The following is a 23,589-nucleotide window of genomic DNA, read 5'->3' on the forward strand; positions in this document are numbered from 1 at the left end:
AGGAGGGAATGAGATGAGTTTAAATCGTGAACAAATCAAACAAATTTTAAATAAGGCAAAACGAATTGCTGTCGTGGGATTGTCAGATCGTCCGGAACGTACATCGTACATGGTCGCAAAAGCGATGAAAGAAGCAGGTTATGAAATCATTCCAGTTAACCCGCTTATGAAAGAATGGGAAGGTATTCCGACTGTTGCTACGTTAACGGATATTGAAGGACATGTCGATATTGTGAATGTGTTTCGCCGCTCTGAACATTTACGTGAAATTGCTGAGCAATTTGTACAAATAGATGCGGACGTGTTTTGGGCGCAATTAGGTGTATATGATGAAGAGGTGTACCGTGATTTAACTGAAAAAGGTTATACCGTTGTGATGGATCGCTGCATCAAAGTAGAACATGCGCTCACACGTTAAAAACGACCATTCTTTTTGTAATGGTCGTTCTTTTTCTTCATGACGTTGGACGTTTTCCGAATGTATGTTAAAATAGAGAAAGTCGAAAAAATAGAAACAAATGTTCTTGTTGTGAAAGGGGAATGATTGTGACAGATAAACAACTTCTTACATATAACGAAGATACAATTCAAGTATTAGAAGGATTAGAGGCTGTTCGTAAGCGCCCAGGTATGTATATCGGAAGCACAGATAGCCGTGGTTTGCATCATCTCGTATATGAAATTGTAGATAATGCCGTTGACGAGGCGCTTGCTGGATACGGAAAGCGAATTGTTGTGACGATACATAATGATCAAAGCATTAGCGTTCAAGACGAAGGACGTGGGATGCCTACAGGTATGCATAAGTTAGGAAAGCCTACTCCAGAGGTTATTTTAACTGTATTACACGCAGGCGGGAAATTTGGTCAAGGTGGATATAAAACGAGCGGTGGTTTGCATGGGGTTGGTGCCTCTGTTGTTAATGCTTTATCAGAATGGTTAGAAGTGACGATTCAACGTGATGGGTTCATATATTACCAACGATTTGAACATGGCGGAAAGCCCGTCAGTACACTTAAAAAAATTGGAGAAACAAAGCAAACAGGAACAAAAATTCGCTTTAAACCAGACCCAACGATTTTTAGTACAACAACGTTTCATTATGAAACGATTAGCGAACGTTTGCGAGAATCTGCATTTTTATTAAAAGGATTAAAAATTGAATTACATGATGAGCGATCGGGATTACGTGATACATTTTATTACGAAAATGGAATTGAAGCGTTTGTACAATACTTAAATGAAGAAAAAGATGTATTGCATCCGGTTGTATTTTTTAGCGGTGAGCAAAGCGATATGGAAGTGGAGTTTGCTTTTCAGTTTCATGATGGGTATGCAGAACATATGCTTTCGTTTGTGAACCATGTGCGAACGAAAGATGGAGGGACGCATGAAATCGGAGCGAAAACAGCGATGACTCGCGTGTTTAATGAATATGCACGAAAAGTAGGTTTATTGAAAGAACGAGATAAAAACTTAGAAGGGACAGACATTCGTGAAGGATTATCTGCGATTATATCTGTTCGCATTCCGGAAGCACTTTTGCAATTTGAAGGACAAACAAAAGGGAAACTAGGAACACCTGAGGCTCGTTCAGCGGTTGAAGCGGTCGTTGGCGAGAAGCTAACGTACTTTTTAAATGAAAACCCAGATATCGCAACATTGTTAATTAAAAAAGCAATTCGGGCGTTTCAAGCGCGTGAAGCAGCGCGAAAAGCGCGGGAGGAAGCACGTTCTGGAAAAAAGCGAAAAGGAAAAGAACATGTATTAAGTGGAAAGTTAACACCTGCTCAAACACGAAATCCACAAAAAAATGAATTGTATTTAGTCGAGGGAGACTCGGCGGGTGGCTCAGCTAAACAAGGACGTGATCGTCGTTTTCAAGCCGTATTGCCTCTTCGTGGGAAAGTAATTAACACAGAAAAGGCGAAACTAGCTGATATTTTTAAAAATGAAGAAATTAACACAATTATTCATGCCATTGGCGGTGGTGTGGGGACTGATTTTTCGCTCGATGATATTCACTATGATAAAGTCATCATTATGACTGACGCAGATACGGACGGGGCACATATTCAAGTGTTGTTGTTAACTTTCTTTTACCGTTACATGCGACCACTCATCGAAGCTGGTAAAGTGTTTATTGCCCTTCCACCACTTTATAAAGTAAGTAAAAAGGTTGGTAAAAGAGAAGTTGTTGAATACGCATGGACGGACGAGCAACTGCAATCGATTTTGAAAAAAATCGGTAAAGGATATACGATTCAACGTTACAAAGGGCTTGGCGAAATGAATGCTGATCAATTATGGGAAACGACGATGAATCCGGAAACGCGGACACTGATTCGTGTTCGTATTGACGATGCAGCACGTGCAGAGCGTCGTGTCACGACATTGATGGGCGATAAAGTAGAACCGAGAAGAAAATGGATTGAGTCCAATGTGCAGTTCGGTTTAGAGGACGATATGAATATTTTAGAAAACGATCATGTGATGACAACTGAGGGGGAATAAGAATATGGAACGTGTATTAGATTTACCGTTTGAAGATGTGTTAGGAGACCGATTTGGTCGGTATAGTAAATATATTATTCAAGAACGTGCGCTCCCTGACGCGCGGGATGGGTTAAAACCCGTCCAACGCCGCATTTTATATGCGATGTATGTAGACGGAAACACATCTGATAAGCCGTTTCGTAAATCTGCGAAAACGGTCGGAAATGTCATCGGTAATTTCCATCCACATGGTGATTCTTCCGTATATGAAGCAATGGTGCGTATGAGCCAAGAATGGAAAGTAAGAAACGTGCTTATTGAAATGCACGGAAATAACGGAAGCATTGATGGAGATCCACCTGCAGCAATGCGTTATACAGAAGCAAGATTATCCGCGATCGCATCTGAATTGTTGCGCGATATTGATAAAGAGACGGTAGAATTTGTACCAAACTTTGATGATACGAGTAAGGAACCTGTTGTATTGCCAGCAATGTTCCCGAACTTGCTTGTCAATGGTTCAACAGGCATTTCAGCAGGTTATGCGACAGAAATTCCACCACATCATTTAGGAGAAGTAATTGACGCAGTGATTATGCGCATTGATCATCCGACTTGTACAGTTGATGATTTAATGACCGTATTAAAAGGGCCGGATTTCCCAACGGGTGGTATCATCCAAGGAAAAGAAGGCATTAAAACGGCCTATGAAACAGGGAAAGGAAAAATAATTATTCGCGCTAAAGCGACGATTGAACAAGGGAAAGGCAGCAAACAAGCGATTGTGATTACAGAAATCCCTTACGAAGTCAATAAAGCGAATTTAGTTAAAAAAATTGATGAATTGCGCCTTGAAAAAAAGTTGGACGGAATTGTTGATGTGCGTGATGAAACAGATCGCACAGGGTTACGCATTGTTATTGAAGTGAGAAAGGACGGCAATGCAGAAGGTATTTTAAACTATTTGTACAAAAACACTGATTTACAAATTACGTACAATTTTAACATGGTTGCCATTCACGAGCGTCGTCCAAAGTTATTAAGCTTGCCACAACTATTAGACGCATACATTGAACATCAAAAAGAAGTGGTCGCTAATCGTTCCCGTTATGAATTACGAAAAGCAAAAGAACGCGCTCATATTGTGGAAGGGCTAATGAAAGCTATATCGATGTTAGATGAAGTGATCGCAACGATTCGCGCTTCCCAAGATAAAAAGGATGCAAAAATGAACTTAATCAATCGTTATGGGTTTACAGAACCACAGGCAGAAGCGATTGTTACATTGCAGCTATATCGTCTAACAAATACAGATATTGATGATTTACGCGAAGAAGCAAGTGCGTTACATCGTAAAATCGAGGAATTAACAGCCATTTTAGATAGTGAAAAAAAACTTCTCTCTGTTATTAAAGCCGACTTAAGAAAAATAAAAAAAATGTACGCAGATGAGCGAAGAACGACAATTGAGGAGGAAATAAAAGAAATTAAAATCGAAATGAACGTAGTTGTTCCAGAAGAAGATGTGATCGTCACTGTCACAAAAGATGGATATATTAAACGGACAAGTTTCCGATCTTATAGCGCCTCAAATGGGCAAGATGTGGGGATGAAAGAGGGCGACAGATTGCTCGGTATGTTTGAAATGAATACGACACATACGTTGTTATTATTTACAAATAAAGGTAATTATCTATATTGCCCTGTTTATGAACTTCCAGATATTCGTTGGAAAGATATCGGTCAACATATTTCTAATATGATTTTGCTTGATCGTGATGAACAACTTACTAGTGCTATTCCAATTACAGATTTTTCTCACGGATATGTTTTATTTATTACAAAACAAGGGTTTGTGAAAAAAACGAGTCTCTTTCATTATAAAGCACAACGGTACTCTAAACCGCTTGTGGCGATTCGACTAAAGGAAGATGATGAAGTTGTAAACGTGTATCAAACAGATGGCACAGGACGTATATTCCTCGTCACTCAATATGGGTACGGCTTATTGTTCCAAGAAGAAGAAATCGGAGAAGTTGGCGTTCGAGCAGCTGGAGTGAAAGGAATCCATCTAAAAGAAGGAGATTGCGTTGTTTCTGCCCAACAAGCAACTGAAGAAAACGTTATTCTTGTGACAAAACGTGGAGCAGTGAAAAAAATAGCGCGAACAGAGATCGAGCAATCTACACGTGCAAAACGTGGGCAACTTCTCGTTAAAGAAGTGAAAACAACTCCACATCGATTGGTGAGCTGTCATTTCCTTTCTCATGGACATGTTATTTTAAAGACGGAGAAAGGAATGATGGAAGAGGTTTATGTCGACGAACTACGATTAAGTGATCGGTATGGCAATGTAACATACGTGCTTGATTGTGAAGAAGTTGGTTATGTGACAGATACATGGGTGAAATGGTCATAACTCCCTTGAATTTCTTCGTTGTTTCAATTATATTGGAGAAGGTATAGTTTTCATATGGGGGACTTATGATGAGATTTAAACGACAAGAACCTTTTCGATATCAATTTGGTCAACCGATTCCGTGCACGTTCCGTATTACACGCATTGGAGAACGGGAAGTGGAAACGGATAAAGGAGCGGCTGAAATTCACGATATTAGCCCACGTGGCATTCGAATGGAGACAAATTTAAATTTACCTATTGACTCTGCTAAAGGTGAAATGGAGGTGGAGTTACAGTTTACGATCGTTGATCAACCGATAACCGTGCGTGGTGTCGTCATTTGGAAGAAAACATATGCGAATGAATTTCAGTACGGTCTTTCGTTGGAGATTTCTAAGCAAGAAGAAATGCAGTTAATTGGCGAAATTAAAAGGCATGCAGCGATGTATGCAAGAAGAAAAGAAAGCAAATGATAGAGAAAGGATGTCCACATGGGCATCTTTTTTCTTTGAAAAATGTTTGAAAGCGATTGACTAACTTGTATATACAGGTTAAAATAAAATCAAACAAGTCGACTTGTATATACAAGTTTATAAAAAGATATGTAAACGCTTCAGCTAAGGAGGAAGAGATGATGCGACAATCGGTTGAAAAAATTGTTCAAGCAGTCGGTGGAAAAGAGAACATTATTGCTGCGACACATTGTGTCACACGTCTTCGTTTTGCGTTAAAAGATGAAGGAAAAGTTGACAAAGAAGCATTAGAAAACATTGATATTGTGAAAGGATCATTTTCAGTCAACGGTCAGTTTCAAGTAGTGATTGGTCAAGGATTAGTAGAAAAAGTATATAACGAAATGATTGAAATGACCGGTCTCGGCCGCGCGACAAAGCAAGACATTAAAGATGCTGCGGAAAAAAAACTAAATCCGATACAACGAGCCATTAAAACGTTAGCTGATATTTTTATTCCGCTTTTACCTGCCATCGTCACAGCCGGCTTATTGATGGGTTTAAATAACATTTTAACAGGCCCAGGAATTTTTTATGAAGGAAAATCGGTTGTTGATGTTCATAAACAATGGCGCGATTTTGCTGATATGATCAACTTAATTGCCAATACAGCGTTTGTTTTTTTACCTGGATTAATTGGTTGGTCGGCTGTTAAAAAGTTTGGTGGAAGCGAGTTACTCGGAATTGTACTCGGACTTATGCTCGTTCATCCAGCGTTATTAAATGCATGGGCATACGCTTCAGCTGTGCAAGAAGGAACTGTGCCATATTGGAATTTATTTGGATTTGATATTCAAAAAATCGGTTATCAAGGTCAAGTATTGCCTATTTTAATTTCATCATATGTGTTAGCGAAATTAGAGCAATTTTTGAAAAAACACATTCCAGAATCATTTCAATTGTTGCTTGTCGCTCCAATTGCATTGCTTGTGACAGGGTTTGTTTCTTTTATTGCAATCGGTCCTGTAACGTTTGGTATTGCAAACGCTTTAACAGATGGTCTTGTTGCTTTATTCGATCGTTTTGCAGCGTTAGGTGGGCTCGTATATGGAGGGTTATACGCTGTTCTCGTTGTCACAGGAATGCATCATACGTTTTTAGCAGTAGACTTACAATTGATTGGTAGCACAGGCGGGACATTTTTATGGCCTATGCTTGCGTTATCCAACATTGCACAAGGTTCTGCAGCACTTGCGATGATGTTTGCTACAAAAGATGAAAAATTAAAAGGCTTATCGTTTACATCAGCTATATCTGCTTACTTGGGCATTACGGAACCAGCCATGTTTGGTGTAAACTTACGATTCCGTTATCCGTTCATTTCAGCTTTAATCGGTTCTGCGATTGCGGGAATTTTTATTACGATCAATAAAGTGCAAGCTTCTTCTATCGGCGTCGGTGGGCTACCTGGATTTTTATCGATTTTTCCTGAAAAATGGGCACCGTTTTTCATCGGTATGGCTATCGTCCTTATCGTTCCATTTACGTTGACGTACATTTTGGCAAAAATGAAAGGCGGTAAGTAATATGCATCCATGGTGGAAAACAGCAGTCGTGTATCAAATTTATCCGAAAAGTTTCAAAGATACAAATGGCGATGGAATTGGTGATTTGCAGGGGGTTATACAAAAGCTTGATTATTTACAAACTCTCGGGGTTGATGCCATCTGGCTCACCCCCATTTACGAATCTCCGCAGCGTGATAATGGATATGATATAAGCGACTATTATCGAATTTACGAGCCATATGGTACAATGGAAGATTTTGAAAAACTTATTGAAGAAGCGCATAAGCGGAATATAAAAATCGTGATGGATATCGTTGTGAACCATACGTCAACAGATCACGAATGGTTCCAACAAGCTCGCTCATCTAAAGATAACCCATATCGTCATTTTTACATTTGGAGAGATAAACTAAACAATTGGCAATCGAAATTTGGGGGATCGGCTTGGGAGTATGATGAGCAAACAGGACAATATTATTTACACTTGTTCGATGTTACACAAGCTGATTTAAACTGGGAAAACGAAGAAGTACGTAAGCGCGTATATGAGATGATGCATTTTTGGTTACAAAAAGGAGTAGACGGCTTCCGTTTAGATGTTATTAATTTAATTTCAAAAGATCAACGATTTTTAGACGATGATGGATCCATTCCCCCTGGAGATGGAAGAAAATATTATACAGACGGTCCGCGCATTCATGAATTTTTGCAAGAAATGAATCGAGAGGTATTTTCGAAGTACGATATGATGACAGTAGGAGAAATGTCATCAACGTCCATTGATCATTGTATTTTATATACAAATCCTGATCGTCATGAACTGAATATGACATTTAATTTCCATCATTTAAAAGTCGACTATCCAAATGGGGAGAAGTGGGCAGTTGCTGATTTTGACTTTTTACAATTAAAAAAGATTTTATCGGAATGGCAAGTAGAAATGCATAAAGGCGGTGGATGGAACGCATTGTTTTGGTGTAATCATGACCAACCACGCATCGTTTCTCGTTATGGGGATGACGGACGTTATCATAAACAATCAGCCAAAATGTTAGCGACAACGATTCATATGATGCAAGGCACCCCTTTTATTTATCAAGGTGAAGAAATCGGAATGACCGATCCAAAATTTGAACGAATCGACGATTATCGAGATGTGGAATCATTAAACATGTACCGAATATTAAAAGAGCAAGGAAAAAGTGAACAAGAGGTATTGCATATTTTACAGCGAAAATCTCGTGACAACTCTCGAACACCGATGCAATGGAGCGATGAGAAGCACGCAGGCTTTACAACAGGAACACCGTGGATTTCCGTGGCGCGCAACTATCAACAAATTAATGTTCAACGAGCGTTACAAGATCCAACATCTATTTTTTATCATTATCAAAAACTAATTCAGTTGCGTAAACGATACGACATCATTACGACAGGGGATTACGAACTCATTTTAGAAGACCATCCTTCGATTTTTGCATATATACGTAACGGAAACGATGAAAAACTTGTTGTGATTAATAATTTTTACGGACAAGAAACGTCGTTTGAATGGCCAGAACATGTAGACATCACAGAATATAAAAGCGAAATATTATTATCAAACTATGACGACTCGCCAAGCGATTTTACAAAAATGATGTTGCGTCCGTATGAATCGATTGTTTATTACTTGAAAAAATAATGGTAAAATATTTTTCGGTGATAAACAATGAGTGAAAATAAATATTTGTCCATTTATAATGACCTGTTATCGAAAATTGAAAAGGGAATATTTAAACCTGGAATGAAAATTCCTTCTGAAAATCAACTTGTTGAACAATACGAGACATCTCGTGAAACGATTCGCAAAGCGCTCAATCTACTCTCGGAACATGGGTATATTCAAAAAATTAAAGGGAAAGGTTCCATTGTATTAGACGTTCGTAAATTTGATTTTCCGATTTCGGGACTAATTAGTTTTAAAGAATTAGCGCAAAAGTTAGGAAAACCTTCGCGAACGATTGTTGAGCAACTTGAAGTGATGAAACCCGATGAAATGTTAAAAAAACATCTCCATGTGACAGGGAGAGAGGACATTTGGAAAGTAGTACGCGTGCGAGAAATTGAAGGCGAGCGCATTATTTTAGATAAAGATTTTTTTAACAAAAAGTTTGTTCCGTTTTTATCTAAAGATATATGTGAGCGCTCCATTTATGAATATTTAGAAAAAGAATTGCAATTAAAAATTAGTTTTGCCAAAAAGGAATTTTTCGTTGAAGAGTGTACGGATGAAGATCGAATGTATTTGCATGTTAAACAATATACGCACGTTGTTGTCGTGCGAAATTACGTTTATTTAGATGATGCCAGTTTGTTTCAATATACAGAGTCACGTCATCGTCTTGATAAATTTCGATTCGTTGATTTTGCGCGGCGCATTCATTTGCATTAAAAATAATCCGTGGCATATGCCACGGATTATTTTGTTTCACGATGTAACGTATGGCGCTTTAGACGAGGACAATATTTTTTTAATTCTAGTCGCTCTGGATTGTTGCGCTTATTTTTCGTTGTTATGTAGTTACGATCCCCAGTTTCTGTACATTGTAAAACGATTTTCACACGCATGCTGTAACCTCCTCAATTTAAAAAGAAAATAGTAATCATTACGTTTTGTATCGTAATATAAAAAATCCTGTTTGTCAACAATCGTAGCCGGAATGATTCCGACTACGATTGAAAATGTTCTTTCATAAATTGCGGGAGACGGAAGCATTGGCTTAATACATCAGCATTTGCGTATTTCGTTTGTTTTGAGAATGTGTTGAGTCGCTCGAATGAAATAGGTTGTTTCGCACCAAGCGTAAAGCTCCATAGCCCGCCAGGATATGTTGGAACAGTAGCCGTATATACGTGTACATGCGGGAATAAATGACGAATGTTTGTATATGTCTGATTCAATACGTCCATATGGAAAATAGGGGATTGGCTTTGGCAAACCATCATTCCATTTTCTTTGAGCGCTTCATGAACACTTTTGTAAAAATTGTATTCAAATAATACTTGTGCAGGACCAATTGGATCGGACGAATCAATAATAATGACATCATACGTATTCACGCGATCTTTCACAAATTGAACCCCATCTTTATATATATATTGCACACGCGGGTCCGAAAGATTTCCAGATACTTCAGGTAAATGTTCTTTACATGCTTGAACAACAATTTCATCAATTTCGACAAGATGTATTTCTTCTACCTCTTCATATTTCGCCACTTCACGAGCTGCGCCACAATCGCCTCCGCCAATAATTAAAACTTTTTTCGGCGACGGATGAAGAGAAAGAGGAACATGTGTAATCATCTCGTTATAAATATGACCATCAATGGAAGTTGTTTGTACAACTCCGTCAAGTACGAGCATTCTTCCAAAGTCGTATGAGTCTAAAATCATTACATGTTGAAATGGTGAATGCTCTGAGTAAATGATTTCTTTAATACGATAACTAATTTTTAAATTTTCACGTTCATCTTCTGTTAACCACAACTCACCGTTTTGTTCCTTTATGTAGTTCATAGCTTCCTCCTCTAACAATGTATTTTACACCTTTTTTATATTAATATATTTCTGTATAGATTTGCAAAGGGTGAGAACAATATGTGCAAAAATTGCAATAGTCTTTTTTTTCGCAACCGTTTACAAAAATAAAGTGTTGACAGTTCTTTTAACATTTACATAAATTCGTTGAAAAACGTAAGGAAGAGGAGTAGGATAAAGTGTGAAAAACATCACAAAACAGAAAGAGAAGTGAGGATATGATGGACGCTTTACAAACATGTAAAGAGTTCGCATTAAAGAAGCGATCTATTTTGCAAAAATCATTGCTTCAATACATGATTCGTGCTGCTTTAGCAGGTGTATATATCGGTTTTGCTCTTGTTCTTTGTGTTCGGGTTGGTCAATACTTTTACGAAACACATTCACCAGCCACTTATTTAGTAAGCGGCATTTTCTTCGGGATTGCTCTTATCCTTATCATGTATGGTGGGGCGGAACTGTTTACAGGGAATACGATGTACTTTACCGTTAGTACTCTACAAAAAGAAACAACGATTGGAGACACCCTTCGTAACTGGGTAGCATGTTATAGTGGAAATTTGCTTGGTGCTATTTTCTTTGCTTTTTTAATCGCACAGTCAGGGATTTTTCATGATCTTCCGATGGATCATTTACTATTTGCGATTGCATTGAAAAAAATGCATGCAACAACGTTACAACTGTTTGTGAAAGGGATTTTGTGTAACTGGCTCGTTTGTTTAGCTATTTTTATTCCGATGCAAATGAAAGAAGATATCGCAAAAATGTTCGCCATGATTTTAATCGTTTTCGTCTTTTTTGCTTCTGGATATGAACACTCGATCGCGAATTTTGTTATTTTCTCCCTTGCATTAGCTGTTCAACATCCTGATACGATTCATGTAGCAGGAATGGTTCATAACATCATACCTGTAACGCTTGGTAATATTGTCGGTGGGTCGTTATTTATGGGCGCCTTATACACGTACCTTTCATCTTCTGTCAAACAGCCTGCTCCTACATGGAAAGGAGCTTTTGGAATACGAAAAATAATGAATAAGTAAGAAAAATGGTCGAGATATGTTCTCGACTATTTGTTTATTTGTTATAATAATGGCTATTATTTATTCCATTCTTTGTTCCACAGGGGGAGTTATGATGTATTTTCAACAAAAACATGCGCAAAAGTTTATGGACAAATATAAACATCGGGCACGCCTGCTTATTTCATGTCCGGATCAGCCGGGAATTGTTGCAGCGGTTACAACTTTTTTGTATGAACAAGGGGCCAATATTGTTGAGTCAAGTCAGTATTCGACAGATCCTGAAGGTGGTACATTTTTTTTACGAATTGAGTTTGATGCTCCGAATATATCGGAACGAAAAGAGGAGATGGAGAGAAAGTTCGCAACGATTGCACAACGTTTTTCAATGAAATGGCGATTGAGTCTACATACGCATATAAAAAAGGTAGCGATATTCGTTTCAAAAGAAGAACATTGCTTATTAGAGTTATTGTGGGAATGGCAAGCGGGTGAATTGCTTGCAGATTTCGCCCTTGTTATTAGCAACCATGAACAAATGAGAGAAACGGTGGAGTCATTCGGCATCCCGTACTATTACATACCAGTGACAAAAGAAACAAAACAAGAAGCAGAAGAAAAACAAATACAATTGTTAAAGGAATATGATATTGATGTCATTGTGCTTGCTCGTTATATGCAAATTTTATCATCCCGTTTTGTCGCGACGTTCCCAACGCAAATTATTAATATTCATCACTCGTTTTTACCGGCGTTCATTGGTGCACGGCCATACGAGCAAGCTTATCGACGTGGAGTGAAACTCATCGGTGCCACTTCTCATTATGTAACAGATGATTTAGATGAGGGGCCAATTATTGAACAAGATGTAGAACGAGTTGATCATAAACATCATGTCGAAGACTTAAAACGAATCGGGCGCATGATCGAAAAAACCGTCCTCGTTCGTGCATTAAAGTGGCATTTAGAAGATCGTGTCATCGTTCATGAAAATAAAACAATTGTATTCAAATAGAAGAAGGATTAACCTTCTTCTATTTTTTGTAAAAAAATGATATGATAAAACTATGTTCTAAATAAAAAATGAATAAAAATAAAAATGTTCAATTATAATGAAAGGATAGAAGGATTTTTCTTTTGAGTAAAGAATGTGTCATATGAGAGGAGGAGGAAAGATGAGTGAAAAAAGAAAACCGAGCGGATTTTTATTAAAACAACGCGCATTTTTAAAGCTGTATTTAATTACTTTAACCGAACAAGAACGATTGTATGGACTGAAATTACTAGACGTGCTTCGTGAAGAATTTCAGCCGTTTGGATACCGTCCGAATCATTCAGAAGTATACAAAGCTCTACACGATTTAATTGAGGACGGGATTTTAGAACAAGTAAAAAAGAAAAAAGAAGGAATGAAATATCAAGAAGTGGTTTATTACCGTTTTACTGAGGAAGGATATAAAAAAGCCCAGCTATATAAACGACAATTAAAAACAGAATTAGATCGTTGTGAAGCACTCATTCGTAAAGCAATTAAAGATAATTTTAGTTGACAATAGGATCATATTTCATTTAATATACTGATAAGGGTATATAGAAAAAGGAGATTGATAAATATGACATACGATAACCAAGTGAAAAACCGATTAAAACGGATTGAAGGACAAGTTCGTGGTGTGCTCAAAATGATGGATGAGCAAAAAGATTGTAAAGAAGTAGTTGCTCAATTATCCGCTATTCGTAGTGCTGTCGACCGTGCCATTGCGGTTGTTGTAAGTGCTAATTTGGAGCGTTGTATTCGCAAAGATATCGAAACAGGATCATTAGAAAGTGAAAAGCTTATTCAAGAAGCAGTTGAGCTACTCGTCAAAAGTCGATAATGCCGAGTGGCTCCTTTTTTATTTTTTTGTTAACATAATGTAATTATGTTAAACAATTTGTTTGTTTGTACAAATGAGTGCATTTTTTGTACAATACGTACGTATGAAAACATAGAAAGGGTTGACATCATGATGTATACACAATTATGTTCACTTCCTGAAACGATTCAAACGATTATAGAAGAAAGAAGAGAAATGTTTAAACATGACGCAATCGAACGAATCGAGGCTGCTGCATACACACCAGCTCATGAGTCCATTTTATATGACGCGATTATCGCTTTGGCGTTAGGGAAAAATGTGTTATTAAAAGGTCCGACAGGTTCAGGAAAAACAAAATTAGCAGAAACCTTATCAACCTTTTTTGGACAACCCATGCATAGCATGAACTGTTCGATCGATTTAGATGCCGAGGCAATGCTCGGATTTAAAACCATTCAACAAATAAACGGGCAAGCATCGATCGAATTTATACCAGGTCCGGTCATTCAAGCGATGACAAAAGGGCATTTATTATATATTGATGAAATTAATATGGCTAAGCCAGAGACTTTGCCCATTTTAAACGGGGTGCTCGATTATCGAAAAACGATTACAAATCCGTTTACTGCTGAAGTCGTAAAGGCAAAACCGACATTTGGTGTCATTGCAGCCATTAACGAAGGATATGTTGGAACAGTTCCGTTAAACGAAGCGTTAAAAAACCGTTTTGTTGTCATTGATGTACCGTACGTTCAAGGAGAGGCGTTAAAACGTATTTTGAAACAACAAACGAAACTGACAAATGAAACGTTATTGGATCGTTTTGTTACATTGTCAGCCGATTTGATTGTTCAAGTAAAACAAGGATATGTATCAGAAGAAGCAGCTTCCATTCGGGCATTAATCGATGCTTGTGATTTAGCAGTATACATTCCACCACGACGAGCAATTGAGCGGGCGATCGTTGAAAAATTAGAAGATGATCGTGAAAAAGCCGCGGTGCGTAATTTGGCAGAAACGTTGTTTGATGAATGAGGGTGGCTGAATGAACCGTTTTATTGTGTTTAATGATAAAAAAGTCGATTCTTTTTTGTTTATGGAGCTATCTGATTTAGTGAAAACATTAACAAAAGATGAACAAATGGAGCTCGAATTTGGTTATCAATCGTATCTTGATCGACAACATAAAAAGGTGGTTGTTAGTCATTTTTGGGATAATCGACCGAAAGAGCAGTACGTACATGGGCTAAAAAGTGATGTGTTTTTGCGAACAATCGGAAATTTTTATCATACAAATGACGAACATATTATTTCTTTTCTTAATCAAGTGAAGGGCTATTCTATTCGGAATTTCGCTAAACAGCTGTTTATGTTGTTCGAAGATCTTCGTTTAGAAGATGTATGTCGACGTGTGCGTCCTGGAACAAAAAAATCGTTTATGATTCGGAAACATGTGTATCGTCATTATTTTCAAACGCAATGGAACGTCAATATGGTAAAAAGCGTTCATACAGATGCATTGTTTAATTTTCTATATTTATTATTGACGGCGGAACATCCAGAACAGGACGTTTTTCTCCCTGAACCAATACGATCCGCTCTTCCGTTTGTTGAACGTGAAATACGAAATGTATATGATGCAAAATCGACCGATCATATTTCACATATTGTGCTTACAGTTGTAGATGTGTTAAATGAATTGTTAGATGCGGATATGCTAAACACATATTTTCATCTCCCAGAGTACATTTACGCTGATCAGCAAGAAGATATGGAAGATATTCGCCGCAAAGATCCGCTGAAAAATCATGACGTGCTCGATGAGAAATCGAAAGACGAAGAGATTTTTCAAGAAGTGATGCATACATGGCATCGAGAAACAAGCGATATGACAAACAGTTTTTTGCAGTTTGATCTAGAGCAAGGATCGCAAACGGATTTGCTTGGTGAAGGAGTTCGTCAAGGAGAAGCGGGAGATCAAGCGCTTGGGATCGTACATGGTTCATCACAAAAAACGACGCATAATGATTATACGCATTTAGAACAACAAGAATATCGCCAAGGGCTTTTTGGGCGTTCGGAGTACGAATACGGAAAAGAAAATCGTTATGCTAAACCAATATTTGTGGATGTTTTGCCACCAACAGTACAACAAATGAGACAGTATGAACGTGATCGGGAAGTCATTGGGCCGTATCAAAAAAAGTTGACGCAAACAATTGAAAAAGTGCTCGAACATAAAAAAATTCATCCACGCACGGATTTGCACGCAGGACGTTTAAACAAAAAGCTATTACGTTTTTTTATGGATGAACATCCACGTTTATTTTACAAAAAACACGAGATTTCTCCAATACTAGATGCTGTTTTCGTACTACTTGTTGACTGTTCAGCGTCAATGTATGACAAAATGGAAGAGACAAAGAAAGGAATTGTTTTGTTCCATGAATCGCTTAAAACGCTCCGTGTTCCACACAAAGTCGTTGGTTTCTGGGAAGATACGAATGAGGCCACACAGCTCTATCAGCCGAATTATTTTCAAACGGTTATTGATTTTGATGCATCTTTGAAAAAGGGACGTGGAGCGGAAATTATGCAACTAGAACCCCAAGAAGATAATCGCGATGGTTTAGCTATTCGGGTAATGACAGAAGAATTACAAAAACGAAACGAAAAACAAAAATTTTTACTCGTCTTTTCTGATGGGGAACCAGCAGCCTTTGGATACGATCAAAACGGAATTATAGATACACACGAGGCAGTGACGGAAGCGAGAAAATTAGGAATTGAAGTAGTGAATGTGTTTTTAGCTAATGGAATGATTACCGAAAGCCAACAAAAAACGATTGAAAATATATATGGGAATTATCATGTCATTGTTCCAAATGTAGAACAGTTACCGACATTTTTAGCCCCTTTACTAAAAAAATTATTGTTATACAAATTATAAAAACACCCGAGATAACGGGTGTTTTTATGTTAATTCAAAAATTTTTTTCGTTAACAAAAAAATTTTTTTGAAAAAGATTTTATTTGAATATTATGTGAGAAAATAAAACAACTTTTCGTCTATATTGTTTTAAAATAGTATACAAGAATAATTTATTTTCAATTTTGTTCCTTTAACGCTGTAAAACGGTTGTGGTTTTTTATTTTTTTCTATTGACGTATAAATTTAATTTTCAGATAATACTATTGCAAGATTAATAATCTTACTAATTATCTTAATTATTTATTTTTAAGGAGGAAGTGTATGGAGTTCATCAATCAAGTAGTCGGATTTCTAAACAACATTCTATGGTCTTATGTCATTATCGGTTTATTGCTCGGTCTCGGTTTGTATTTTACGATCGGGACGAAATTTGCACAAATTCGTTTGATCGGAGAAATGTTCAGAGTCTTAAAAGAAAAATCTCCTGAAGGAAAAGGAAAAAAAGAAATTTCTTCGCTTCAGGCATTCTTCATCGGTGCCGCTACACGTATTGGAACAGGTAACGTTGCTGGGGTTGCGATGGCTTTAGCAATCGGTGGTCCAGGAGCAGTATTTTGGATGTGGCTTGTTGCCATTTTAGGTGGAGCAAGTGCATTTGTTGAAAGTACATTAGCGCAAATCTTTAAAGTAAAAAGCGATGTCGGCTTTAAAGGTGGCCCAGGATATTATATGGAAAAACAATTGGGTGCACGTTGGATGAGCACAATTTTTGCTTTCACAATTATTGCAAGTTTCGGTTTAACATTTAACGCCGTACAAAGCAATACAATTGCTACAGCGTTTAAAAATTCATTCAGTTTGAACCCTTATGTAACCGCTTTCTTACTAGCGGCGCTAACAGCGGTGATCATTTTTGGTGGTGTTACACGAATTGCCCGTTTCTCTGAAGTTATCGTTCCGATCATGGCCTTTTTCTATATCGGATTAGCATTGTATGTCATGGTTACGAACATTACTGAAATTCCAGCGGTTATTGCTTTAATTTTCAAAAGTGCTTTTGGTTTAGAGCAAGTTGTAGGCGGTGGTATGGGTGCCGCGATCATGATGGGAGTAAAACGTGGATTATTCTCGAATGAAGCTGGTATGGGTAGTGCGCCAAACGCTGCAGCAACAGCAACAGTTTCACATCCAGCGAAACAAGGTTTTATTCAAGCGCTAGGGGTATTTTTCGACACATTACTTGTATGTAGCGCTACAGCATTTATCATTTTATTATCGGATACGTATAAAACAGGCGAGCTTGTTGGTATTGAATTAACACAAGCAGCGCTTTCCGAGCACTTCGGTTCTTGGGCAGGTATTTTCTTATCAGCAGCTATTTTCATGTTCGCTTTCAGCTCAATCATCGGAAGCTATTACTACGGTGAAGCAAACATTGAATTTATTAGTAAAGGAAAAACAGCTTTATTCGTTTATCGTGTCCTAGCAATCGGAATGGTTATTTTCGGAGCACTTGCTAGCTTACAAATCGTTTGGGATTTAGCTGACTTAGCGATGGCGCTCATGGCGTTAACAAACTTAGTAGCAATCGGTTTACTTGGTCGTATCGCGTTCAAAGCGCTTGATGACTATATGGCGAAGCGTAAACGTGGAGAAGATCCTGTGTTTTACGCTGATGACATTGAAGGACTAAAAGGTGTTGAATGCTGGCCAACGCGCAAAGAAGAACAGGTGAAAAAAGCCATGGGCAAATAAGTTTGAGTTCATTTGAGTTCAAATGAAAGTGGACAAGTCTAAGGATATTTCCTTAGGCTTGTTTTTATTTACACAATCTATTGTAAAAGTTTACAATGTTGTAACAGTTTCAATGTTTTTTATAATACAGGTTTGCATTATAATAATAATTGGAATGAATGTTTGAAGATATACAAAGAAAAAAGAAGGGAGGATTTATATGAAACAGTATATTTTCAATTTTAGTACACATCATCAACAACCTGTTGTGTGGGAAGAGGCAATCACTGCTAGTGGAATGATGGATGCGTGCGTAAAAGCGAAAAAGTTATGTCGACAGTATGAACGAGAAAAACAAATCCCAATCCGTATTCAATACAAAGGTGTCCGCTATTGCAATGAGGATATTGCTTAAATAAAGAAAGGACGGATTATGTAGTGTATGCATTTCATCATAAGACGTAGCTGTAGTTTTCGTTTCGTTAACTATAAAACAGCTACGTTTTTATTTTCTTTTCTGTCTCAAAAATAAAAGTTTACTTTTTATATGAGATAAATATTTTTTAACTTCCTATAATTTATGTTATGTAAACTAAAAAATACGTACGAGAAAGAAAGGCAGATTTTGTGGTGCTTGTGCTACCCTCTCGCGATTAAGTTTTGGAGAAGATTAAGTTTTGGAGAAGATTAAGTTTTGGAGAAGATTAAGTTTTGGAGAAATAGTATAAAAACCAAACGGCATGGTTTTGTTCATCAGCCGCTACTGTGCGAAATGTTTTCGTTATATAGTCCGGTCCGCAATTTCTAAATAAAAATCAACGGTTTGTTGCTAATTTCTAGCCCGCGCTTAAAATCATCCGAACATTGTTCGCTTATCTTCGGTTGAGGACGCTTCCCAGTCAGATTGTTAGAAATTATCCTTTAGTTTTGTAAAATTTCACAGTTCCAAGGTACTCTATCTACTTGGTTGCAAATCATTTAACTTGTCATACTTCTACCATTTTGCCATGTCCTCTTCTTTTTTTGAAGTGTCAAGTATGCAAACTTCCCCTTCTTCCGCTATACTGAACAAGTAGTCTTGTGATCAGGAGGAAAATATGATGAAATCACTTGTTCTTGCCGAAAAGCCGAGCGTGGCGCGGGAAATTGCTCGCGTACTTGGCTGTCGGGAACAACATAAACATTATTTTGAGGGGCCGAAATATGTCGTCACATGGGCGCTCGGACATTTAATTGAATTGAAAATGCCGGAACATTATAATCCCGCCTATAAAACGTGGCGGCTGGAAGATTTGCCAATTATCCCGGAAAACATGGGACTGAACGTCATTCGCCAAACGAGCCATCAGTTTCGAGCAATCGAAACATTAGCAAAACGTTCGGATATGAAAAACTGCATCATCGCCACCGACGCTGGACGAGAAGGTGAACTTGTCGCACGGTGGATTTTGCAAAAAATTCGTTGGAAAAAACCGCTCCTCCGTCTTTGGATCTCGTCACAAACCGATCAAGCCATTCGCGACGGGTTTCAACATTTAAAACCCGGAAAACAGTTTGAGCGTTTATACGAATCGGCTGTTTGCCGCGCAGAAGCAGATTGGTTGATTGGGTTAAACGTGACGAGAGCGTTAACGACCAAATATAACGAGCCTCTTTCCGCAGGCCGAGTCCAAACACCGACACTTGCAATGATCATCGAGCGGGAAAAAGAAATTCAGTCGTTTCACCCCGCACCATATTGGACGATTCATGCCAACGTCGGGTCTGTTGTTGCTTTTTGGGAGCGTAACGGGGAAAAGCGGATTTTTTCAAAAGAACTAGCAGAACAGCTAGATGAAAAACTAAAAAACAAGCAAGCGACGGTTATTTCCGTCGAAAGAAAAACAAAAAAAGAAACGCAGCCGCTTCCTTACGACTTAACCGAGTTACAACGGGAAGCAAACAAACGGTTTGGATTTTCCGCGAAAAAAACGTTAAGCGTATTACAACGGTTATATGAAAACCATAAGCTTGTCACGTATCCGCGCACCGATTCGCGCTACTTAACGACCGATATGGAAAGTACGATGGTTGATCGGCTAGAGGCGATGAAAGCTGAATATGTAGACGAAGTTATCCCGTTGTTAAAGAATAAGGGAAAAGTGATGGCTCGACGAGTTTTTAATAACGAAAAAGTAACAGATCATCATGCGATTATTCCGACAGAAGAACGGCTTGACATCAGCAAGCTCTCTGCTGATGAACGAAAACTATATGACTTGATCGCTCGTCGCTTCTTAGCACTTTTCTATCCGGCTTGCGAATATGAAACGGTTCATGTTGTTTTTGAAATCGACGGTGAAACGTTCGTCGCTCGTGAAGCGCGAGTAGTGAACGCAGGGTTTCGGCGCATTCTAGAAAAGCAAGAAGAGAAAGGAACCTTCCCTACTTTTATGAAGGGACAAATGGTTTCTGCCGTACTAGAGAAAAAAGAAGCACTAACAGAGCCCCCTCTTCGCTATTCTGAAGCCGACCTTTTGTCTCAAATGGAAAAATACGGGCTAGGTACGCCAGCGACACGCGCAGAAATTATTGAACGTCTCGTTGAAACGGAAACAGTCGAACGAAAAAACGGACGGTTTTATCCGACACCAAAAGGGAAGCAATTGATTGAACTTGTCAATGAGGAGTTAAAATCGCCGCAATTGACGGCACGTTGGGAGAAAGAATTAGAAGCAATTGCTCGCGGAAACGGGGATCCGAAAGCTTTCCTCCGAAACATCCGCAAGCAAACGGAGCGGTTAGTCGCGGAAATAAAACAAAGCGAACGAACATATCGTGCCCATAACTTAACAGGATCGATGTGTCCAGAGTGCGGATCGTTTTTAAAAGAACGGTCGACAAAAGGGGGACGCATGCTTGTATGCTCGAATATGACATGCCGATTCCGGAAACGGAAAGATCCCAAGCTGTCGAACCGGCGCTGCCCACAGTGCAAAAAAAGGATGGAAATTCATGAAGGAAAAGCAGGTGTCTACTTCCAATGTCGCCCTTGCAATGTCATTGAAAAAGCGGAAGAGAAGAAAAAAGAAAAACTTGGACAAAAAGAACGAGCGTTATTGAAAAAATATAGCGCTGAAAACGATTCGTTTGGTACAAACTTAGGCGATTTGTTAAAACAAGCGTTAGATAAGAAAGAAAACTAGAGCCGCTTCTATATGGAAGTGGCTCATCCTGCACAACAAGATAACTTTCCGACATCTTGGTCAAACGTTAATGCTGCGAGCTTTAGTCCTTCTGCCATCGTTAAATACGGAGCGAGCGTTTCGCGGAGGTCGTTTATCGTTAAGCCAAATTTGATGGCGAGTGTCCCTGCATAAATGACTTCTCCCGCATGTTCTGCTACAATGTGGACTCCTAGCAATTTCCCTGTTTTTGCATCTGCGACTAGTTTAAAGACACCGATCGTTTCGTGATTGACAATGGCCCTTGGGACAGCTTCTAACGGCAAAACAGATGTTTTTACTTCGTATCCTTTTTCTTTTGCTTGTTGTTCTGTTAGTCCAACCGTTGCGACTGCGGGGGAACTAAACGTAACCGCTGGAATTGTTTCAAGCTGAATTTTTTTATGTTGTTCGCCAACGGCATTCGCTGCGGCAATCGTTCCTTCGTATGCGGCGACATAGACAAATTGTGGACCAAGTGTGACATCGCCTGCCGCATAAATGCAAGGATTTGTCGTTTGTAAATAGTCATTGACAACAATTTCGCCACGCGAACCCGTTTTCACACCAGCCGTTTCTAACCCTAATGCTGCCGTATTCGGTGTTCTCCCAGTGGCAATCAGCAATTCGTCCGCTTCGATCACCTGTTTTTTTCCATCGATTTCGATATATATTTTTTTCACGTTTCCGTCTTGTTCAATTCGTTCAAAGGTTACTCCCGTGAGAAGACGAACGCCTTGAGTGATGAGTGCTTTTGTTATCGCTTCTGAAATTTCTTGGTCGTATGTTTTTAATAGCCGAGGGCTTCGTTGCATCAATGTGACGTCAGAACCGAGATGATGAAACAGTTGCCCTAGTTCCATGCCAATATAACCAGAACCGATGACCGCTAATCGTTTCGGTACTTCTTTTCGTTCGAGTATCGTCGTACTCGTGACGTAATCAACATCTGCGAGCCCAGGAATATTAGGAATTGCCGGAGAAGCGCCTGTGGCAATCAGGAAGCGGTTCGCTGATAATTTTTTTTCATTAACTTCTATTGTCGTTTCGTCTAAGAATACAGCTTGTCCTTGAATGAGCGTAAATCCATATTCGTCGATGAGATTGATATATTTCGCTTGGCGTACGTTTTGTACTAATTCATTTTTTTGCTCGATTAGCGCAGATAAATCGACCGTTCCTGCAGATGTATGCAGCCCAAGAAACGGATGATTTTTTGCTAAGTAGTTTATTTCTCCTGCCCGGAGCAACGTCTTTGATGGTATACAGCCGATATTGACGCATGTCCCCCCTATCGTTCCTCGTTCAATCATGGCAACTTTTGCCCCATATTTTCCCGCCTCGATTGCCGACGCAAAAGCGGCAGCACCAGAGCCGATGATGATATAATCATATGTTTCTTCGGTTGCTCCGATTTCCACTACTTCTGTCAGCTCATAACCAGCCGTCGTTATGGCTTGTTTTGCTATTTCGACGTTGGCATGAGGAAGTTCAAACATCGCTTCTCCACGGTGAAAACGAACGTCAATATGTTTGGCATCGAGTTGTTTAAGAATCGAAGCAATATGTTTTTCACAGCTCGGACAAGTCATTCCCTCAATGCGCATTATATATCTTTTCACGTTGGACGTTCCTCCTCAATTAACGTTTCAATCATCGGGCACTCGTATAACGCTTTTTCATCTGGACACCGGTTTTGCAAATCTTGTAGTACCTGTACTACTCGCTGTAAGTCTTCGATTTGTCTTTGCAACTCCCTCACTTTTCTCGATACAAACTCATATATATTCGCGCATCTTTTTTTATCTTGATCGACAATGCCAAGTAGCTGATGAATTTCTGTTAACGAAAACCCGAGTTGTTGCAGACGTTTAATAAATTGGATACGCTTTGCATCTGCATCGGAATACAAACGATACCCCGCCTCTGTTCGTGTAGGTAGTGGGAGTAGTTGCCGCTTTTCATAATAGCGGATCGTTTCCTTATTTACGCCACATCGTTTTGCTAGCTCACTAATCCGATACATCGAACCACCTCACCTCCAATTCAAGTATAAACCTTGTACTAAGGTACATAGTCAAGCTAGTAAAAAGTGTATGTTTTCTGTAGCTGCATATGTGGTACTTATTTCTGTTTAAGCGACTTCATGATAATCCATTCCCACCACTTCCATGGCAACCAGTTTTTCAGACTTAACGTCAATATGACTCCTCTCCCTATAGGGTAACGCAAACGAGGAGTCGGCGATTGGACGACTTTAATGATTTGCCTAATGACTTCATTAGGAGGTGGTGCTGTTTTGGCTACTCGATTCACGTATTGCACAATGGTATTCCTGCC

General features: G+C 38.8%; 20 protein-coding genes and 2 pseudogenes. 16 read left to right on the plus strand and 6 right to left on the minus strand.

The features are described 5' to 3' along the window. The first annotated feature begins 13 nt into the window (after positions 1-13). The 7 genes from ACPF7I_RS07000 to treR all read left to right on the plus strand — a co-directional run bounded on the left by ACPF7I_RS07000 (position 14) and on the right by treR (position 9,351). Positions 14-418, plus strand: coding sequence for a CoA-binding protein (locus ACPF7I_RS07000; RefSeq protein ID WP_430744131.1), 405 nt, complete (start codon positions 14-16; stop codon positions 416-418). A gap of 122 nt (positions 419-540) precedes the next feature. Then, on the plus strand, positions 541-2,514 hold the full coding sequence (gene parE, locus ACPF7I_RS07005; protein ID WP_430744130.1) for a DNA topoisomerase IV subunit B: 1,974 nt from the start codon (positions 541-543) through the stop codon (positions 2,512-2,514). Between the two features lie 4 nt (positions 2,515-2,518). Beyond that, positions 2,519-4,915: a DNA topoisomerase IV subunit A gene (gene parC, locus ACPF7I_RS07010; RefSeq protein ID WP_430744129.1), complete on the plus strand. Its 2,397-nt coding sequence runs from the start codon at positions 2,519-2,521 to the stop codon at positions 4,913-4,915. Positions 4,916-4,980: 65 nt separating this feature from the next. Then, the gene (locus ACPF7I_RS07015; RefSeq protein ID WP_430744128.1) at positions 4,981-5,370 is read left to right on the plus strand and encodes a PilZ domain-containing protein; all 390 of its coding nucleotides are present in this window, start codon (positions 4,981-4,983) and stop codon (positions 5,368-5,370) included. Between the two features lie 161 nt (positions 5,371-5,531). Continuing rightward, positions 5,532-6,935 carry a PTS system trehalose-specific EIIBC component gene (gene treP / locus ACPF7I_RS07020; RefSeq protein ID WP_430745948.1) on the plus strand — a complete coding sequence of 468 codons (1,404 nt, stop codon included), beginning with the start codon at positions 5,532-5,534 and terminating at the stop codon, positions 6,933-6,935. Position 6,936: 1 nt separating this feature from the next. Next, complete coding sequence (gene treC, locus ACPF7I_RS07025) at positions 6,937-8,601, plus strand: alpha,alpha-phosphotrehalase (RefSeq protein WP_430744127.1); 1,665 nt, start codon at positions 6,937-6,939, stop codon at positions 8,599-8,601. A 27-nt stretch (positions 8,602-8,628) separates the two neighbouring features. Beyond that, positions 8,629-9,351 (plus strand): trehalose operon repressor, encoded by a 723-nt coding sequence (gene treR / locus ACPF7I_RS07030; RefSeq protein WP_430744126.1) that lies wholly within the window; start codon positions 8,629-8,631, stop codon positions 9,349-9,351. A gap of 26 nt (positions 9,352-9,377) precedes the next feature. On the opposite strand, the gene rpmG is transcribed toward treR, so the two are convergent. Both rpmG and speE read right to left on the minus strand, forming a co-directional pair. After that, complete coding sequence (rpmG, locus tag ACPF7I_RS07035) at positions 9,378-9,527, minus strand: 50S ribosomal protein L33 (protein WP_043966395.1); 150 nt, start codon at positions 9,525-9,527, stop codon at positions 9,378-9,380. 102 nt (positions 9,528-9,629) lie between these two features. Continuing rightward, complete coding sequence (gene speE / locus ACPF7I_RS07040; RefSeq protein ID WP_430744125.1) at positions 9,630-10,478, minus strand: polyamine aminopropyltransferase; 849 nt, start codon at positions 10,476-10,478, stop codon at positions 9,630-9,632. Between the two features lie 242 nt (positions 10,479-10,720). Between speE and ACPF7I_RS07045 the strand changes: the two genes are divergently transcribed. From ACPF7I_RS07045 to ACPF7I_RS07080, 8 genes are all read left to right on the plus strand, one after another. After that, positions 10,721-11,542 (plus strand): formate/nitrite transporter family protein, encoded by an 822-nt coding sequence (locus ACPF7I_RS07045; RefSeq protein ID WP_430745947.1) that lies wholly within the window; start codon positions 10,721-10,723, stop codon positions 11,540-11,542. A gap of 91 nt (positions 11,543-11,633) precedes the next feature. Further along, positions 11,634-12,536: a formyltetrahydrofolate deformylase gene (gene purU / locus ACPF7I_RS07050; RefSeq protein WP_430744124.1), complete on the plus strand. Its 903-nt coding sequence runs from the start codon at positions 11,634-11,636 to the stop codon at positions 12,534-12,536. 160 nt (positions 12,537-12,696) lie between these two features. Further along, the gene (locus ACPF7I_RS07055; protein WP_003397201.1) at positions 12,697-13,071 is read left to right on the plus strand and encodes a helix-turn-helix transcriptional regulator; all 375 of its coding nucleotides are present in this window, start codon (positions 12,697-12,699) and stop codon (positions 13,069-13,071) included. A 63-nt stretch (positions 13,072-13,134) separates the two neighbouring features. Next, positions 13,135-13,398, plus strand: a complete 264-nt coding sequence (locus ACPF7I_RS07060; RefSeq protein WP_003397198.1) for a metal-sensitive transcriptional regulator — start codon at positions 13,135-13,137, stop codon at positions 13,396-13,398. A gap of 195 nt (positions 13,399-13,593) precedes the next feature. Then, complete coding sequence (locus ACPF7I_RS07065) at positions 13,594-14,415, plus strand: AAA family ATPase (protein ID WP_430745946.1); 822 nt, start codon at positions 13,594-13,596, stop codon at positions 14,413-14,415. A gap of 10 nt (positions 14,416-14,425) precedes the next feature. Then, positions 14,426-16,330 carry a vWA domain-containing protein gene (locus ACPF7I_RS07070; protein WP_430744123.1) on the plus strand — a complete coding sequence of 635 codons (1,905 nt, stop codon included), beginning with the start codon at positions 14,426-14,428 and terminating at the stop codon, positions 16,328-16,330. Between the two features lie 303 nt (positions 16,331-16,633). Next, the gene (locus ACPF7I_RS07075) at positions 16,634-18,067 is read left to right on the plus strand and encodes an alanine/glycine:cation symporter family protein (RefSeq protein ID WP_430744122.1); all 1,434 of its coding nucleotides are present in this window, start codon (positions 16,634-16,636) and stop codon (positions 18,065-18,067) included. 199 nt (positions 18,068-18,266) lie between these two features. Next, on the plus strand, positions 18,267-18,461 hold the full coding sequence (locus ACPF7I_RS07080) for a hypothetical protein (protein WP_430744121.1): 195 nt from the start codon (positions 18,267-18,269) through the stop codon (positions 18,459-18,461). 289 nt (positions 18,462-18,750) lie between these two features. Here ACPF7I_RS07080 and ACPF7I_RS07085 read toward each other — a convergent pair. Continuing rightward, positions 18,751-18,952: pseudogene (locus tag ACPF7I_RS07085) on the minus strand (ferritin-like domain-containing protein); the annotation flags it as partial. Positions 18,953-19,146: 194 nt separating this feature from the next. Between ACPF7I_RS07085 and ACPF7I_RS07090 the strand changes: the two are divergent. Next, positions 19,147-21,231, plus strand: coding sequence for a DNA topoisomerase III (locus tag ACPF7I_RS07090; protein WP_430745945.1), 2,085 nt, complete (start codon positions 19,147-19,149; stop codon positions 21,229-21,231). Between the two features lie 23 nt (positions 21,232-21,254). Here ACPF7I_RS07090 and merA read toward each other — a convergent pair whose 3' ends face one another. The 3 genes and pseudogenes from merA to ACPF7I_RS07105 form a co-directional block, all read right to left on the minus strand. Beyond that, the gene (gene merA, locus ACPF7I_RS07095; protein ID WP_430744120.1) at positions 21,255-22,871 is read right to left on the minus strand and encodes a mercury(II) reductase; all 1,617 of its coding nucleotides are present in this window, start codon (positions 22,869-22,871) and stop codon (positions 21,255-21,257) included. Continuing rightward, positions 22,868-23,275 (minus strand): Hg(II)-responsive transcriptional regulator, encoded by a 408-nt coding sequence (gene merR, locus ACPF7I_RS07100; RefSeq protein ID WP_430744119.1) that lies wholly within the window; start codon positions 23,273-23,275, stop codon positions 22,868-22,870. The genes merA and merR overlap by 4 nt, the downstream gene beginning before the upstream one ends. A 98-nt stretch (positions 23,276-23,373) precedes the next feature. After that, a pseudogene (locus tag ACPF7I_RS07105) lies at positions 23,374-23,580 on the minus strand (short-chain dehydrogenase/reductase); the annotation flags it as partial. Positions 23,581-23,589 lie beyond the last annotated feature (9 nt).

Origin of the sequence: Anoxybacillus dikiliensis, assembly GCF_050613275.1 — a bacterium.
In the GTDB taxonomy this organism is placed as follows: Bacteria; Bacillota; Bacilli; order Bacillales; family Anoxybacillaceae; genus Anoxybacillus.

Coding starts and splice junctions, on each gene's coding strand:
- ACPF7I_RS07055 (WP_003397201.1), top strand. CDS start 12,697: ATGAGTGAAAAAAGAAAACCGAGCGGATTTTTATTAAAACAACGCGCA.
- ACPF7I_RS07065 (WP_430745946.1), top strand. CDS start 13,594: ATGTTTAAACATGACGCAATCGAACGAATCGAGGCTGCTGCATACACA.
- ACPF7I_RS07060 (WP_003397198.1), top strand. CDS start 13,135: ATGACATACGATAACCAAGTGAAAAACCGATTAAAACGGATTGAAGGA.
- merR (WP_430744119.1), bottom strand. CDS start 23,275: ATGTATCGGATTAGTGAGCTAGCAAAACGATGTGGCGTAAATAAGGAA.
- ACPF7I_RS07015 (WP_430744128.1), top strand. CDS start 4,981: ATGATGAGATTTAAACGACAAGAACCTTTTCGATATCAATTTGGTCAA.
- ACPF7I_RS07070 (WP_430744123.1), top strand. CDS start 14,426: ATGAACCGTTTTATTGTGTTTAATGATAAAAAAGTCGATTCTTTTTTG.
- ACPF7I_RS07000 (WP_430744131.1), top strand. CDS start 14: ATGAGTTTAAATCGTGAACAAATCAAACAAATTTTAAATAAGGCAAAA.
- treR (WP_430744126.1), top strand. CDS start 8,629: ATGAGTGAAAATAAATATTTGTCCATTTATAATGACCTGTTATCGAAA.
- parE (WP_430744130.1), top strand. CDS start 541: ATGATTGTGACAGATAAACAACTTCTTACATATAACGAAGATACAATT.
- rpmG (WP_043966395.1), bottom strand. CDS start 9,527: ATGCGTGTGAAAATCGTTTTACAATGTACAGAAACTGGGGATCGTAAC.
- treP (WP_430745948.1), top strand. CDS start 5,532: ATGCGACAATCGGTTGAAAAAATTGTTCAAGCAGTCGGTGGAAAAGAG.
- speE (WP_430744125.1), bottom strand. CDS start 10,478: ATGAACTACATAAAGGAACAAAACGGTGAGTTGTGGTTAACAGAAGAT.
- ACPF7I_RS07075 (WP_430744122.1), top strand. CDS start 16,634: ATGGAGTTCATCAATCAAGTAGTCGGATTTCTAAACAACATTCTATGG.
- treC (WP_430744127.1), top strand. CDS start 6,937: ATGCATCCATGGTGGAAAACAGCAGTCGTGTATCAAATTTATCCGAAA.
- purU (WP_430744124.1), top strand. CDS start 11,634: ATGATGTATTTTCAACAAAAACATGCGCAAAAGTTTATGGACAAATAT.
- ACPF7I_RS07080 (WP_430744121.1), top strand. CDS start 18,267: ATGAAACAGTATATTTTCAATTTTAGTACACATCATCAACAACCTGTT.
- ACPF7I_RS07045 (WP_430745947.1), top strand. CDS start 10,721: ATGGACGCTTTACAAACATGTAAAGAGTTCGCATTAAAGAAGCGATCT.
- ACPF7I_RS07090 (WP_430745945.1), top strand. CDS start 19,147: ATGAAATCACTTGTTCTTGCCGAAAAGCCGAGCGTGGCGCGGGAAATT.
- parC (WP_430744129.1), top strand. CDS start 2,519: ATGGAACGTGTATTAGATTTACCGTTTGAAGATGTGTTAGGAGACCGA.